General features: G+C 64.8%; 12 protein-coding genes. 8 read left to right on the plus strand and 4 right to left on the minus strand.

The window, feature by feature from the left end:
* Positions 1-17 precede the first annotated feature (17 nt).
* From AC07OK_RS21485 to AC07OK_RS21495, 3 genes are all read left to right on the plus strand, one after another.
* A complete protein-coding gene (locus AC07OK_RS21485; RefSeq protein WP_494692194.1) occupies positions 18-1,175 on the plus strand; it encodes an iron-containing alcohol dehydrogenase in 1,158 nt (385 codons plus the stop codon).
* A 30-nt stretch (positions 1,176-1,205) separates the two neighbouring features.
* The gene (locus tag AC07OK_RS21490) at positions 1,206-1,883 is read left to right on the plus strand and encodes a type 1 glutamine amidotransferase domain-containing protein (RefSeq protein ID WP_494692195.1); all 678 of its coding nucleotides are present in this window, start codon (positions 1,206-1,208) and stop codon (positions 1,881-1,883) included.
* A 96-nt stretch (positions 1,884-1,979) separates the two neighbouring features.
* The gene (locus tag AC07OK_RS21495) at positions 1,980-2,396 is read left to right on the plus strand and encodes a YidB family protein (protein ID WP_494692196.1); all 417 of its coding nucleotides are present in this window, start codon (positions 1,980-1,982) and stop codon (positions 2,394-2,396) included.
* Between the two features lie 68 nt (positions 2,397-2,464).
* Here AC07OK_RS21495 and AC07OK_RS21500 read toward each other — a convergent pair whose 3' ends face one another.
* The 4 genes from AC07OK_RS21500 to AC07OK_RS21515 form a co-directional block, all read right to left on the minus strand.
* On the minus strand, positions 2,465-3,001 hold the full coding sequence (locus AC07OK_RS21500; RefSeq protein WP_494692197.1) for an FxDxF family PEP-CTERM protein: 537 nt from the start codon (positions 2,999-3,001) through the stop codon (positions 2,465-2,467).
* Positions 3,002-3,180: 179 nt separating this feature from the next.
* On the minus strand, positions 3,181-3,720 hold the full coding sequence (locus tag AC07OK_RS21505) for a DUF2058 domain-containing protein (protein WP_494692198.1): 540 nt from the start codon (positions 3,718-3,720) through the stop codon (positions 3,181-3,183).
* Between the two features lie 74 nt (positions 3,721-3,794).
* Entirely contained in the window at positions 3,795-6,449 is a 2,655-nt protein-coding gene (locus AC07OK_RS21510; protein WP_494692199.1) for a TonB-dependent receptor plug domain-containing protein, read from the minus strand.
* A gap of 212 nt (positions 6,450-6,661) precedes the next feature.
* Positions 6,662-7,705, minus strand: coding sequence for a LacI family DNA-binding transcriptional regulator (locus tag AC07OK_RS21515; RefSeq protein ID WP_494692200.1), 1,044 nt, complete (start codon positions 7,703-7,705; stop codon positions 6,662-6,664).
* A 232-nt stretch (positions 7,706-7,937) separates the two neighbouring features.
* Here AC07OK_RS21515 and AC07OK_RS21520 point away from each other — a divergent pair, with 232 nt between their 5' ends.
* From AC07OK_RS21520 to AC07OK_RS21540, 5 genes are all read left to right on the plus strand, one after another.
* The gene (locus AC07OK_RS21520; RefSeq protein ID WP_494692201.1) at positions 7,938-10,898 is read left to right on the plus strand and encodes a TonB-dependent receptor; all 2,961 of its coding nucleotides are present in this window, start codon (positions 7,938-7,940) and stop codon (positions 10,896-10,898) included.
* A gap of 91 nt (positions 10,899-10,989) precedes the next feature.
* A complete protein-coding gene (locus AC07OK_RS21525) occupies positions 10,990-12,522 on the plus strand; it encodes a tryptophan halogenase family protein (protein WP_494692202.1) in 1,533 nt (510 codons plus the stop codon).
* Between the two features lie 9 nt (positions 12,523-12,531).
* Positions 12,532-13,233 carry a SapC family protein gene (locus AC07OK_RS21530; RefSeq protein WP_494692203.1) on the plus strand — a complete coding sequence of 234 codons (702 nt, stop codon included), beginning with the start codon at positions 12,532-12,534 and terminating at the stop codon, positions 13,231-13,233.
* Positions 13,226-14,230 (plus strand): cupin-like domain-containing protein, encoded by a 1,005-nt coding sequence (locus AC07OK_RS21535; RefSeq protein WP_494692204.1) that lies wholly within the window; start codon positions 13,226-13,228, stop codon positions 14,228-14,230. The genes AC07OK_RS21530 and AC07OK_RS21535 overlap by 8 nt, the downstream gene beginning before the upstream one ends.
* Before the next feature lie 10 nt (positions 14,231-14,240).
* The gene (locus tag AC07OK_RS21540; protein ID WP_494692205.1) at positions 14,241-15,761 is read left to right on the plus strand and encodes a tryptophan halogenase family protein; all 1,521 of its coding nucleotides are present in this window, start codon (positions 14,241-14,243) and stop codon (positions 15,759-15,761) included.
* Positions 15,762-15,781 lie beyond the last annotated feature (20 nt).

The following is a 15,781-nucleotide window of genomic DNA, read 5'->3' on the forward strand; positions in this document are numbered from 1 at the left end:
TAATAACAGGAGCTCGCATGAACAATTTTGAATTCCATAACCCGACCAAGATCGTCTTCGGCGCCGACACCATCGCCCGGCTGTCCAAGCTGGTGCCGGACAACGCCCGTGTGCTGATCCTTTACGGCGGCGCCAGCGCTGAAAAGACCGGCACCCTGGCCGAGGTGCGGCGCGCGCTCGGCGAACGCGTCAGCCGCGAATTCGGCGGCATCGAACCCAACCCCAGCTACGAAACCCTGATGCGCGCGGTCGAACAGGTGCGCCGCGATGAGATCGACTTCCTGCTGGCCGTCGGCGGCGGCTCGGTCATCGACGGCACCAAGTTCGTCGCCGCCGCCGCGCTGTACGACGGCGAGCCGTGGGAGATCGCCCAGAGCGGCGGCGCCAAGGTGCGCCGCGCCCTGCCCTTCGGCGCCGTGCTGACCCTGCCGGCGACCGGCTCGGAAATGAACAACGGCGCCGTGGTCACCCACAAGGCCATCCACACCAAGCTGCCGTTCCGCAGCCCGCTGCTGTTCCCGCAATTCTCGGTGCTCGATCCGTCCAAGACCTTCACGCTGCCGACCAGGCAGGTGGCCAACGGCCTGGTCGACGCCTTCGTCCACACGGTCGAGCAATACCTGACCTACCCGGTGCAGGCGCTGGCGCAGGACCGCTTTGCCGAAGGCTTGCTGCAGACGCTGGTCGAGATCGCCCCGCAGGCGTTGGCCGCCCCGGACGACTACGCCACCCGCGCCAACCTGATGTGGACCGCCACCCTGGCGCTGAACGGCCTGATCGGCGCGGGCGTGCCGCAGGACTGGGCCACCCACATGATCGGCCACGAACTGACCGCGCTGTACGACATCGACCACGCGCGCACCCTGGCGCTGGTGCTGCCGTCGCTGCTGGACGTGCAGCGCGCCACCAAGCACGCAAAGCTGTTGCAATACGGTGAGCGCGTGTGGGGCATCCGCGACGGCAGCGAGGAGCAGCGCATAACCGCCGCCATCGCCCACACCCGCGCGTTCTTCGAAGGTCTCGGCATCCCGACCCGTTTGTCGGCCTACCAGCTGGGACAGGAAGCGGTCGAAGCCGTGCTGGCGCAGCTGGCCGCGCACGGCATGACCAGCCTGGGCGAACACCGCGACATCGACCTGGCGCGCAGCCGCCGCATTCTTGAAGCTGCACTGTAAGCCCCTCCACCTCACACACAAGGACTGACCATGAACATCCTGATGGTACTCACCTCGCACGACCAGCTGGGCAACACCGGCCACAAAACCGGCTTCTGGCTGGAGGAATTCGCCGCCCCCTACTACGCGTTGAAGGAAGCCGGCGCGCAGCTGACGGTGGTGTCGCCGCTGGGCGGCCAGCCGCCGCTGGACCCGAAAAGCGACGCGCCCGATTCGCAGACCCCGGCCACCATCCGCTTCAAGGCCGACACCGCCGCGCAAGCCGTGCTGGCCCACACCGGCAAGCTGGCCGAGGTCTCGGCGGCCGACTTCGACGCCGTGTTCTATCCGGGCGGCCACGGCCCGCTGTGGGACCTGGCCGAGGACCGCGCCTCGATCGCGCTGATCGAAGCCATGCTGGCGGCCGGCAAGCCGGTGGCGGCGGTGTGCCACGCGCCCGGCGTGCTGCGCCACGTGAAGGCGGCCGACGGCAGCCCGCTGGTGCGCGGCAAGCAGGTGACCGGCTTCACCAACACCGAGGAGGAAGCGGTCGGCCTGACCCAGGTCGTGCCCTTCCTGGTCGAGGACATGCTGAAGGAACACGGCGGCCTCTACACCAAGCTGGCCGACTGGCAAGCCTACGCCGTCACCGACGGCCTGCTGGTCACCGGCCAGAATCCGGCCTCGTCGGAAGCGGCGGCGGCGGCCCTGCTCAAGCTGCTGGCCTGACGCGGCGAGCCATGCTGCGCCGCCGCAAAAGTTGCTTGCCCCGGCCTTGATTCAGTGCAAAAATGCCATCTCCATTGCCTTACCCCACCGGAGAACATGATGAGCTTACTGGATCAACTGGCAGGACAAGTACTGGGATCGCTGGGCGGCCAGCAAGGCGAAGCGCAGCAGGGGAACTTGCTGTCGGGCGTGATGGCGATGATAGACCATGCCGGCGGCGTGCCGGCCGTGCTGGAGCAACTCAAGCAAAGCGGACTGGCCGAGCAGGTCATGTCGTGGGTGGGCACCGGCCCCAACCAGGCCATTTCCGGCGACCAGCTGGAGGATGCGCTGGGCTCGGACCAGCTGCAGCAGATCGCCGGCCAGGCCGGCATCGATCCGCAGCAGGTCTCGTCCGGCTTGGCCAGCCTGCTACCGCAGATTATCGACCAGCTGACGCCGCACGGCGAAGTGCCGGCCGACGGCCTGCTGGCGCAAGGCATGAGCCTGCTGAAGGCGCGCTTGAGCGCCTGACCTCCCCAACGCAAAACAAAACGCCCACGATATAGCGTGGGCGTTCTTGTATGCGGCTAGCGCCTGGTTCAGGCCTTGCGGCGGCGGGCCATCACGCCCAGCAGACCCAGACCGGCGGCCAGCATGGCGTAGGTTTCCGGTTCGGGCACGGCGCTGATATTGAGCACAACCTTGGTACCGGTATTAAAGGCCAGGCTATTCCAGTTAATCGACGCGACCGCGCCATTGACGGCAACGTTGGCGGCGCTGAAGCCCACCATATTGGTACTGCCGTCCACCGAGTACGACTGCGAGAAATCCTTGCTCAAGTCGCTTACCTTAAAACCATTGAACGGTTCCCGGCCCCACATTGCCGAAATAACGAAATGATCGGCAATGATCTGGGTGTCGGTGACGTGCAGCTGGAAGTATCCCATGCCGGAAAAATTGGCGCCCGCTCCGCTCACCGTCGCCGTACCGAGGTCCGAGTACACCGAATTGGCGTCCGGGAAGAAATAGCGTGCATTGACGGTGTCGCCGTTGGTGCCGGCCATGGCCGCGCCGGTGCTCAACAGCGCCAATGCCGCAACCGCGACGAGCTTGCGCGAGAAATTGAATGACTTCATGAGTTATCCCTGGTGAATTATTTTTGAGCGAAAAGCGTTAAATCGAAGCGAAAAACATCGAACCGCGCAAAAATATCACAAGAACAACTGAAATGTCTAGTTGGAAATTTATTTTCCATTATTAAACAACATCGCCGGTGCGCAGCGGACGTCCGCACGCGCACCGGCCGACGGATCTGTTACCACATCAAATCGTCCGGGATCTGGAAGGCGGCGTAAGGGTCGTCTTCCTCCACCACGGCGGCGCTCTTGTTGACGCGCACCACCAGCGTGGCGTCGCGCTCGGCGATCTTGTCGGCGATCACGCGCGGCACCAGCTCGGCCACGCCGTTCAGCACCACGATCACCAGCCGGCCGGCCACCAGGTGCTCGCGCACCGCCGCCGTCACGAACATGCGCTCGATCTTGCTGCCGTGCGTGTAGTGGTAGGCGATGTCGCCGTTGCGGCCCTTGTCCTGGCGGTTCTGCTGCACCATCTGCGCGATCTGCGCCAGGATGGCTTTCTGCTGCGCGACGGCGTCGCGCTGCGCGTTCAGCTCGCGGTTGCGCTCGGCCAGCTTGCGCTGCGCCTCCTGCGCGGCCAGCTTGGCTTCGTCGACGCTCTGGGTGCCGGAGCGGCGCTCTTCCTTCTTCTGCTTGCTCTTTTCCTGATTGGCGACCTTGACCTTGTTCTTGGCCACCAGGCCGGCCTTCAGCAATTGATCTTGTAACGAAACCATGTGTAGCACTCCATAAAAAAAGGTCCGCCGCCCCTTGCGGAGCAGCGGACCTCATTATAGCTGCGGCGTGCCGCTTAGAAGCGATAGTTCAGCGAGGCGGCGAAGGTGCGGCCCAGCTGGCTGAACTGCGAGCCATCGTAGGTCACCATCGAGTAGCGGCCGTTGAAGGTCACCAGGTTGGTCTGCGCCTCGTACGGCGTCATGCCGGTCACGGAATCGACCACCTTGCTGTCCAGGATGGCCTGGCCCTTGGCGTTGCGGGCGTTGAAGTGCCAGCTCGGCGTGGTGTTGAACATATTGTTGATGTTGAACGACAAGGTGGTGCTCGGGGTCAGCGCGTAGGAGAGCGAGAAGTCGGTCACCATCTTGGTCTTGAACGCCACTTCCAGGTTCTCATCCATGCCGGCGTTGCGGAAGTGGGTAGGACCGAACACGGTGTTGTTCAGCGACAGGTTCAGCTGCTGGTAATCCCAGTCGGCGCCGATGATGGTCTTGAACTTCGGACGCGAGGTGAACATCAGCGCTTCGGTGGTGGCGTTGAGCACCGACTGGTTGGCCGAGGCGATCAGGCCCGGATTGTTGACCGCGCCTTCGCGTTCGTTCTTCAGCGACACGTTGCCCGACAGGTTGAGCGTCACCTTGCCGTCCGCGAAAGCAATGTTCTTGCGCGAGGCGACGTAGTCGATGCCTTCGGTGCGGCTGGTCAGCGCGTTGACGAAGAAGCTGGCCGAGACGATGTTGGCCTTGCCCAGTTGCTGGTCCAGCGGGCTGGCCGCCACGCAGGCGGTGTAGTCGGCATCGGCGGTCGGGCCGGTGAAGTCGTCACGATTGCAGATCGGCTTGATCTCGGTGCTCAGGACGATGCGGTCCTTGACCTTGATGTTGTAGTAGTCGATCGTGATGCTGGTGTTGTTGTCCGGCTTGAAGCCCAGGCCCAGCGTGATGTTGTTGGACTTCTCGGCCTTGAGCTTGGGCACCTGCAAGGCGGCGGCGGCCGACGAGATGTTGTTGACCAGGCCCGACACCAGGATGCCCTTGCCCGGCACGAAGGAGTACTGCGCCTTCTGGGTGTAGATCTGCGCCAGCGATGGCGCGCGGAAACCGGTCGAGGCCGACGCGCGCAGCGTGAACTGTTCGTTGATCTTGTAGCGGGTCGAGGTCTTCCAGACGAAGGCGCTGCCGAAGTCGGTGTACTTCTCGTAGCGGCCGGTGGCGTCGATCAGGAAGGCCGGGCTGATATCCCAGGTGGCGCCGGCATAGGCGCCATAGTTGGAACGCGACGACGGGAACGAGTTCTGCGGCGCGTTGCCGGCGTAGGAATCGGCGCCGCTGCCGTAGTAGGAGGCGGCGTCGCCGGCGATGGTCTCGTAGTTCTCGTGGCGCAGTTCGGTGCCGGCGTAGAAGTTGACGTCCTTGCTCAGCTGCTTGGAGATGTCGCCGTTCAGCACCCAGTGGCTGAACTTGACGCCGCCGGCGTCAAAGCTGGTCGGCGACGGCGTGGTGATGATGTGCGCCAGGTAGTCTTCCTGCATGCCGCGGTTGACCGAGTTGCCGACCGCGTAGCCCTGCTTGTTGCCGCCGTAGGTCAGGCTGACGTCGGCGTTCCAGTCGCCCACCAGGAACTTGGTGCCGCCGGTGGCGTTGTAGTCGTCCAGGGTGCCGACGAAGGTCGGTACATAGCCGACGTAGGTGTACTGCGGCCCGTGCAGCAGGCCGTAGTCGGTCGGACGCCAGTACGGCGTGCGGTAGTTGGCGAAGGAGTTGACCTTCTTGTTCACGTAGGCGGCGTTGCCGTAGACGCTGGTGGTGTCGCTGAGGTCGTAGCGGGTGTTGAACTCGGCCTTGGCGGAGCGGGTCTCCGGCGAGCCGTTGATGTTGCCGGCGTCCGGATGGGTCTTGACGAAGGCCTGCGCCGCCGCCAGCACCTGCGAGACCGGCACGCCGTGCTTCGGATCGCTGAAGTCGCTGGCCTCGCCGCGCGGGTCGACCATGCCGGGACGGTTGGACAGGCCGACCTTGGAGACGTCGAGCGTGTAGTTGAAGAAGCCGCGGTCGCCGCCCAGCGGCATGCCCTGGTTCAGCGACAGGCCGCCCATCTTGCCGTCGCTCTCGTGGGTGATGCCGCCGCGCGCGGTGACCGAGCCGCCTTCGGCATTGTCCTTGAGGATGATGTTGACCACGCCGGCGATCGCGTCGGAACCGTACTGGGCCGAGGCGCCGTCGCGCAGCACTTCGATGCGCTTGATGGCGTCGACCGGAATCGCCGAAATGTCGGCGCCGCTTTCGCCGCGGCCCGGGGAAGTCTGGGTGTAGATCAGCGCGCTGGAATTCTTGCGCTTGCCGTTCACCAGGATCAGCACGCGGCTCGGGCCCATGTTGCGGATCTCGTAGGGATCGAGCAGCGAGGTGGCGTCGTTGACCGGGGTCTGCACGGTGTTGAAGGACGGCACGCGGAATTGCAGGGATTTATCGAGCGTGGCCTGGCCGGTCTTGCCGAGGTCGCGCGCACCGATGATGTCGATCGGGACCGGGGTGTCGACCAGCGTGCGCTGGGCGCCGCGGCTACCGGTGGAAACAATCACCACTTTCTGGATATCGTCCGGCGTCACGTCGGCCGCGGCGGCAGTCTGCGCGGCGGCGGCTGGGGCGACGGCGGTGGCCTGGGCCTGGGCCAGGACGTAGGGGCTGGCGGACAACAACAACGCTGCAAATGGGAAATTCTTCTTCATGTGCGATCTCTTTTATTTTCGTAATGTTGAGTAGCTGTTGATAGCAACGTTGGAGCTAACTGATGATTGTTGCTACGGCTGAATGTATAGACATCATTACTAACCGTCTATTGTTTCCACTAAACTTCACCATGAATCAAGATTCATGCGGCAAATTAACAACGACGAAAACGTTTTCCCATTGGCATTTGAACATTGTTTCCAGGCGGCGCTCAGGCCGGCTTGTGGCGGCGCGCCGGTTTGGCGGCCGCCGGCAGCGCGGCCAGCGAGGCGCGCAAGGTCATCGTCACCGGATAGCCGCGCGTGACGGGACGCTGCAGGTCGTAGCAGCTGTTGAGCAGCGCGTTGATGCCGTTCTGGGTCATCTCGCGCCACGGCATGTGGACCGTGGTCAGGCGCGGCGCCGAGAATTCCGCGCTGGGCGTATCGTCGTAGCCGATCACCGACAGCTCGTGCGGCACGCGGATGCCGGCCTCCTGGAAATACGACAGCGCGCCCACGGCCATCTCGTCGTTGGCGCAGAACAGCGCGCTGCACGGGTGTTTGGAGTCCATCAATTCCTTGGCCGCCGACCAGCCGCCGGCCGGCGAAAAGTCGCGCTCGGTCAGCCACAGCTGGCCGGTGTCGACGCCGTTGGCGTGCAGCTCGGCGAGGAAGGCGTTGACCCGCACCACGTTGTCCGGCAGGCTGGCCGGGCCGGCCACCACGGCGATCTGCCGGTGGCCGTGGTCGAGCAAGGCGCGCGCCGCCATCCGCCCGCCCAGCGTGTGGTCGACCGTGAAGCACTGGCCGGCGATGTTGTCGAAGCTGTGGTTGAGCACCACCATGCGCTCGTGCTTGAAGCGCAGCGCGCCGATGTCCTCCTCGTGCAGCACATTGGTCATCAGGATCAGGCCGTCGCAGCCGCGTTCGATCAGGAAGGCGATGCCCTCGATCGCCTGCTGGCGCGCGCCGCCCAGGCCGGCGCCGAAGGCGACCACCATGTGCAGGCCGGCGGCGCGCAATTCGTTGTCGATGATTTGCAGGATGGGGGTGTAGAAGGTGCCGCTGAGCACCGGGATGTACACGCCTATCATCTGGCTCGAGCCCGACAGCAAGGTGCGCGCCGCGTGCGAGGGGCGGAAGTCCAGCTGCGCGATGGCTGCCCTGACCTTGGCCAGCGTGGCGGGCGATACCGAACCCTTGCCGCTGACCACGCGCGAAGCGGTTCCCAGTCCTACACCCGCGAGGCGGGCTACGTCTTTGATGGTGGCCACGGCTTGTGCATTTCCCTGATGGTTGAAAAGTGTCTCTTTTTGGAAACGTTCCCAGGCATGGTGCACGGCTTGATTTCCTCTGTCAACGAAAACCGGGGCCGGCTTATGCGGCATTGCAAATTGACTTTGAAATTCGTTCGGTGCTATATTTGCCACACGAAATGGAAACCTTTCCAAATCCGGGTTGAGGGAAGTGGCACAGCGAGCTGTTCATAAAAACACAGGAGATAATATGCATGATCCAAAGGCACGACAGAAATTAATCAGCCTGGCGGTGGCCAGTGCTTGCGCGGCGGCGGCCGGGCAGGCGCTGGCGCAGCAAGCATCCGTCAAGGCAGCCGAACCGGAAGTCCAGAGCGTGGTCGTGACCGGCCTGCGCCAGAGCTTGCTGTCCTCGATGAACCTGAAGCGCAATTCCGACGGCATCGTCGACGGCATCGTGGCCGAGGACATCGGCAAGTTCCCCGACACCAACCTGGCCGAATCGCTGCAGCGCATTTCCGGCGTGTCGATCGACCGCTCGATCGGCGAGGGTTCGAAGATCACCGTGCGCGGCGTCGGCCCCGACTTCAACCTGGTGCTGCTGAACGGCCGCCAGATGCCGACCTCCAACCTGGGCGACCTCAACGGCCGCGCCTTCGACTTCGCCAACCTGGCGTCGGAAGCCATCTCCCAGCTGCAGGTGTACAAGACCAGCCGCGCCGAAACGCCGACCGGCGGCATCGGCGCCACCGTCAACGTGATGACGGCGCGGCCGTTCGACCGTCCCGGCATGCATTCGAGCGTGGGCGTCAAGGGTGTGTACGACAGCACCAACGGCAACCTGCCGGGCGACGTCAAGGCCAGCCGCTCGGCCACGCCGGAACTGTCCGGCCTGTACTCGAACACCTTCGACAACAACAAGTTCGGCGTGGCGCTGACCGGCAGCTACCAGGAGCGCAACCTGGGCTACAACACCGCGGCCGTCTCCAACGGCTGGAAGGGTCCGTTCCGCGGCGATGAAAACAACTGGGGTACGATACCGCAGGACGGCGCGATCAACCGCCCGACCGGGGCCAATCTGTACTCGGTGCCGCAAAACCTGAACTACAACTTCAACGGCGTCAAGCGCCAGCGCACCAACGCCCAGCTGACCCTGCAGTACAAGCCGACCGACAAGCTGGTCACCACGCTGGACTACACCTACTCCGAGAACAAGATCCAGACCAAGCGCAACGATATCTCGGCCTGGTTCAACTTCGGCCCGTCGACCAGCTCGTGGACCGGCGGCCCCGTCTCCAGCCCGCTGATCTACAAGGAAATCCTCAACGGCAGCTCCGACATCGCCATGGGCGGGGCCGACTTCGCCACCAAGACGCAAAACAAATCGCTGGGCTTCAACGCCGTGTGGAAGCCGAGCAGCGAGCTGCGCTTCGAGCTCGACACCCACCACTCGACCGCCGAGTCCCGGGCCGACAGCCCCTTCGGTTCGAGCAACGTGCTCGGCACGGCCAGCTTCAGCCGCGGCGACACCACGGCCGACTTCAGCCACGACTTCCCGGTGCTGAGCATCGCCGGCGCCGACTTCACCAAGGCGCCGCAGCAGGTCACCGGCTCGGTGTTCACCAACGGCTACATGAAGGGCGAGGTCGACCAGACCCAGCTCAAAGGCGCCTGGAAGGTGCTGGAAGCGTCCGAACTGAAATTCGGCGCCACCGCCTCCGAGGTCAAGAACCGCTCGGCCTTCTCCAACCAGCAGCGCGACACCTGGAGCGGCGCCACCAAGCCGTCCGACTATCCAGCCAGCGTGTTCCATCCGGCGTCGGTGGCCCAGTACTTCGACCATATCGACGGCAGCGGCAGTCCCAACCTGTTCAACCAGTTCTACACCTTCAACTTCGCCCAGCTGCGCCAGCTGGCGGCCACCGCGTCCGGCAAGCCGGCGCTGTACCTGCCGAAGACCACTTTCGACAACGATGCCCGCACCGCCGAGAAATCGAAGGCGGCCTACATCCAGTTCAACACCGACTGGGACACCAGGCTGCCGATCCGCACCTCGATCGGCCTGCGCTACGAAACCACCGACGTCAACTCGACCGCGCTGGTGCCGGCCGCGGTCGGCATCAGCTGGGTGTCGCAGAACGAGTTGCCGATCACCTTCGGCGACCCGACCTTCACCACGCTGACCGGCAAGTACCACAACCTGCTGCCGAGCTTTGACTCCGACATCGAGCTCACCAAGGACCAGAAGGTACGCCTGAGCCTGGGCGAAACCATCGGCCGTCCGCGCTACGACCAGATCCAGGGCGGCACCACGCTCAATTCGCTGACCCGCGCCGACGGCGGCACCGGCAACCAGGGCAATCCGGCGCTGAAGCCGGTCAAGTCCAAGAACCTGGACCTGTCCTACGAGTGGTACTACGGCAAGCAGAACTTCTTCTCGCTGGGCTACTTCCGCAAGAACCTGGAAAACTACGCCGGCCAGTCGCAGTTCGACGCCACGCCGTTCAACCTGCACACCCCGGTCGGCGGCAAATACTGGAACGAAGCGCTGGCCAGCGGTTGCACCGGCGCCGACACCACCTGTATCCGCGACTACATCTTCCGCAACCATGACGGCGCGCCGGGCGTCACGCGCGGCCCCGACACCGGGACCGACACCGGTAACGCCAAAGACGTGCACACCACCGGCGTGATCGTCGGCCAGCCGAGCGATCCGATCGCCAACTTCAAGATCAACTCCTTCTCCAACCAGAAGGCGGCCAGCCTGAACGGCCTGGAGGTGAACTTGCAGCACATGTTCGGCAACAGCGGCTTCGGCGTGTCGACCAACTACACCTATGTGCACTCGGGCCTGAAGTACGACAACGCCAAGATCGGCGAGCAGTTCGCGCTGGTCGGCTTGTCGAACTCGTCGAACGTGGTCGGCATCTATGAGGACAAGAACTTCACCGCCCGCCTGGCCTACAACTGGCGCGGCGAGTTCCTGTCGTCGACGTTTGACGGCTCCGGCCCGAATCCTCAGTACGTCGAGGCATACGGCCAGGTCGACATCAGCATCGGCTACAACGTCAACGAGAAGCTGAGCCTGCAGTTCGAGGGCATCAACGTCGGCAACTCGATCCAGCGCACGCACAGCCGTACCCAGCAGCAGCTGGAATCGGTGACGCAGCAGGGTCCGCGCTACATGATAGGCGCGCGCTACAAGTTTTAAGCGGTCGTTGATCGTTCCGGGGCCGCTGCCGGGCAGCGGCCCTTTTCGGTTAGACTTTCAGCCATCTCATCCTCAACTCAAGGCGAGTACTATGGTCCGACGCATCGTGATCGTGGGGGGCGGTTCCGCCGGCTGGCTCACAGCCGGGCTGATCGCCGCCGACCACCAGGGCTCGTCCCTGCACGTCACCCTGATCGAATCGCCCGACATCGCGCCCATCGGCGTCGGCGAAGGCACCTGGCCCAGCATGCGCGACACGCTGCGCCGCATCGGCGTGTCCGAGGCCGATTTCCTGCGCGAGTGCGACGCCTCGTTCAAGCAGGGTTCGCGCTTCAACCGCTGGCGGGGCGGCAACCTCGGGGGCGACAACGACTACTACTTCCATCCCTTCGTGCTGCCGCAAGGCTATGGCGAAGTGAACCTGCCGGAACAATGGCAGGCGCAGCATCCAGACATTCCGTTCGCCGACCTGGTCAGCTACCAGCCGCACCTGTGCGTCAACGGCCGCGCGCCCAAGCAGGTGGTGACGCCGGAATTTTCCTCGGTGGCCAACTACGGCTACCACCTCGACGCCGGCAAGTTCGGCGCCTTCCTGCGCCAGCACTGCCTGGAAAAGCTGGGCGTGCGTTACGTGGCGGACAAGGTGGTCGGCATCGCCAGCCACGACAACGGCGACATCGCCGCGCTGCAAACGCAGGAGCACGGCGCGCTTGAAGGCGAGCTGTTCATCGACTGCAGCGGCTTGCAATCGCTGCTGCTGGGTAGGCATTACGAGGTGCCCTTCATCTCGCAACAGCATGTGCTGTACAACGACTCGGCGCTGGCGGTGCAGATCCCCTACCCCGACGATAATTATCCGATCGCCTCGCAAACCTCGTCGACCGCGCAAAGCGCCGGCTGGATCTGGGACATCGGCCTGCCGACCCGGCGCGGCGTCGGCCACGTGTATTCCAGCGCCCACATCGGCGACGACCAGGCCGAGGCCGAGCTGCGCCGCTACATCGCCGACAGCGGCGGCCCGCAGGACATTCCGCCGCCGCGCAAGCTCAACTTCAACCCCGGCTACCGCGAGCGTTTCTGGCACCGCAACTGCGTGGCCATCGGCTTGTCGGCCGGCTTCATCGAACCACTGGAGGCATCGGCCCTGGCGCTGGTGGAAATGTCGGCCGCCATGGTCAGCGACGAGCTGCCGGCCACGCGCGCGGCGATGGACATCGTCGCCCGACGTTTCAACGAGGCCTTTACCTACCGCTGGGAACGGGTGATCGATTTCCTCAAGCTGCACTACGTGCTGAGCCAGCGCCGCGATAGCGACTACTGGCGCGACAACACCGCCGCCATCCCCGAGCGTCTGAACGACCTGCTGACCTTGTGGCGCCACCGCGCGCCGTCGCGCAACGACTTCAACCGCATCGAGGAAGTGTTCCCGTCGGCCAGCTACCAGTACGTGTTGTACGGCATGGGCTTCCGCAGCGAATTCACCAACCCGCAGCCGCAACAGGCCGCCTTGGCCGACGGCTATTTCCGCGAAGCGGCCGCGCTGACCCGCAAGATGCTGGACGCGCTGCCGGACAACCGCGAACTGATCAACCACATCAAGCGCCACGGCTTGCAGAAAATCTAGAGAGACCACATGTCGACTACCGTATTGCTCAACAACGTAGACCACAAGGATCTGCGCGTCATCACCCGCCACGGCGCGCAGTTCGGCGAACGCCAGATGGCCGCCGTCACCTTCCCGTCCGAGTTCCGCGACGTGCAGGCCTGCTACCCCATCGTCTTCCGCAAGACCACGGACGGATTGGGCTTCGAACCGGTCGCGCTGTTCGGTTTCCAGGAAGAGGAAAACCTGTTCCTCCATGGCGAGCGCTGGGACGCGCCCTACGTGCCGATGATGATCGAACGCCAGCCCTTCATGATAGGCGTCAACGGCAGCGAGCTGATGGTGCACATCGACGTCGACCACCCGCGCGTCAGCCGCAGCGAGGGCGAACCAGTGTTCTTGCCGCACGGCGGCAACAGCGAGTTCCTGGAACAGGCCAGCTCGATGCTGCTGGCCATCCACCAGGGCCTGCAACAGACGCCGGCCTTGCTGGCCGCGCTGCTGCAACACGAGCTGCTGGAAAGCTTCGTGCTCGACGTCGAACTGGACGACGGCTCGCAGAACCGCCTGGTCGGCTTCTACACCATCCACGAGGACAGGCTGTCGGCGCTGGGCGCGGACGCCGTGGCCGCGCTGCACCAGGCCGGGCACCTGCACAGCATCTACATGGTGCTGGCCTCGCTGTCGAACTTCCGCATGCTGATCGACCGCAAGAACGCCGCCCATGGCTGAAGCCCTGCGCGAGATCAGCGGCCTGGGCGTCAACGACCTGGGCGACGACATCCTCAACGCCACCGAACCGCTGGTGCTGCGCGGCCTGGCCGCCAGCTGGCCGATGGTGCGCGCCACGCTGGCCGGCGAACGCGGCGGCGACGCCTACCTGCGCAGCCACTACCGCGACGCCACGGTGGGCGCCATGCTGGGGCCGCCGGAAGCGGGCGGCCGCTTCTTCTACAACGCCGACATGAGCGGCTTCAACTTCTACCCGGTGCACGCCAAGCTGACCGCCGTGCTGGACGAGATCGAAGCCAAGCGCCACCATGCCACGCCGGCCACGGTCTACGTCGGCTCGACCACGGTGGAGACCTGTTTGCCCGGCTTCCGCGAACAGAACGACATCAAGCTCGGCGGGCGCGACGCGCTGGCCAGCATCTGGATCGGCAACCGCACGCGCATCGCCGCCCACTACGACGTGCCGGACAACCTGGCCGTGGTGGCGGCCGGCCACCGCCGCTTCACCTTGTTCCCGCCGGCGCAGCTGAAGAATTTGTACATCGGTCCGCTGGACTTCACGCCGGCCGGCCAGGCCGTCAGCCTGGTGGACCTGCTGAACCCGGACTTCGACAAGTATCCGAAATTCGCCGAGGCGCTGGCGCACGCGTGCACCGCCGAGCTGGGACCGGGCGACGCCATCTTCATCCCCAGCATGTGGTGGCACCACATCGAGGCGCTGGACCCGTTCAACGTGCTGGTCAACTACTGGTGGCGCCAGTCGCCCGACTACATGGACACGCCGACCAGCGCGCTGATGCTGGCCTTCCTCACCATGCGCGACCTGCCGGCGGCGCAGCGCAAGGCCTGGCAGGAGATCTTCCGCCACTACATCTTCGAAGCCGACGACAGCACGGCGGCCCATATCCCCGAGCACGCCCGCCATGTGCTGGCGCCGCTCAACGACGAGGCCGCGCGCGTGCTGCGCGCCCAGACACTTAAAAAAATGAACCGCTAAGGAGACACCGATGACCCCACGAGATCCCAACAAGCGACGGCCGGTACACCGCGTCGTCATCGTCGGCGGCGGCACGGCCGGCTGGATGGCGGCGGCCGGCATCGCCAAGGTGCTGGGCAAGCGGCTCGACATCAAGCTGATCGAGTCCGACGAGATCGGCACGGTGGGCGTCGGCGAGGCCACGATACCGACGCTGATGAACTTCCACAATCTGCTGGAAATCAACGAGCAGGAATTCATGGCCGAGACCCAGGCCACCTTCAAGCTGGGCATCAGCTTCGAGGGCTGGCGCAACGTCAAGCAGGACTACATCCACTCCTTCGGCATGACCGGCACCGACCACTGGACCGCCGGCTTCCAGCACTTCTGGCACAAGGGCGTCGAGCGCGGCCTGGCCGGCGACTACGGCGACTACTGCCTGGAGCTGAAGGCCTCGCTGGAAAACCGCTTCGCCCACCTGCCGGACAACGGCATGAACTACGCCTACCACCTGGACGCCAGCCGCTACGCCAAATACCTGCGGCGCCTGAGCGAGCCACGCGGCGTGCAGCGCATCGAAGGCAAGATCGTGCGCTACACCAAGCACGAGGACAACGGCGACGTGCGTTCGGTGGTGCTGGCATCGGGCCAGGAAATCGAAGGCGACCTGTTCATCGATTGCACCGGCTTCCGCGGCCTGCTGATCGGCGACGCCATGCAGGAGCCGATGGAGGACTGGTCGCAATGGCTGTTCTGCGACCGCGCCATCGCCGTGCAGACCGAGTCGGTGGGCGACGCCGTGCCGCTGACGCGCTCGATGGCGCACCAGGCCGGCTGGCAGTGGCGCATCCCGCTGCAGCACCGGGTCGGCAACGGCATCGTGTATTCGAGCCGCCACCTGGACGACGACGCGGCGATGCGGCAGCTGATGGCCAACATCGAAGGCAAGCCGCTGGCCACGCCGCGCGTGATCCAGTTCAAGCCCTGCCAGCGCAAGCACACGTGGAAGGGCAATGTGGTGGCGATGGGCCTGGCCAGCGGCTTCCTGGAGCCGATCGAATCGACCAGCATCCACCTGATCCAGCGCGCCGTGGTGCGGCTGATGCAGACCTTCCCCACCGACGGCATCAGCCAGGCCGACATCGACGAGTACAACCACCAGTGCAACAGCGAGATCGAGCACATCCGCGATTTCATCATCCTGCACTACCACGTCAACCATCGCACCGACTCGCCGTTCTGGGTCGAAGCGCGCGAGATGAGCATCCCGGCCTCGCTGCAGCACCGCATCGCCCTGTTCCGCGACACCGGCCGCGTGTTCCGCGTGCCCAACGAGCTGTTCGCGGAGAACTCGTGGATACAGGTGATGCTGGGCCAGGGCATCATGCCGCGCTCGCACCACCAGACCGCCGACCTGATGGGCGACGACGAACTCAAGCACTTCCTCGGCGGCATCAAGTCGCGGGTGGACCGCATCGTGGTGCAGCTGCCGACCCACCAGGCCTATGTGGAACGCTACTGCGGCCGCGCGGAATCGGCCAAGGCCGCCTGAACGTCAGGCCAGCGCCAGCG

This window comes from Duganella sp. GW821-FHT07G03, assembly GCF_059418605.1.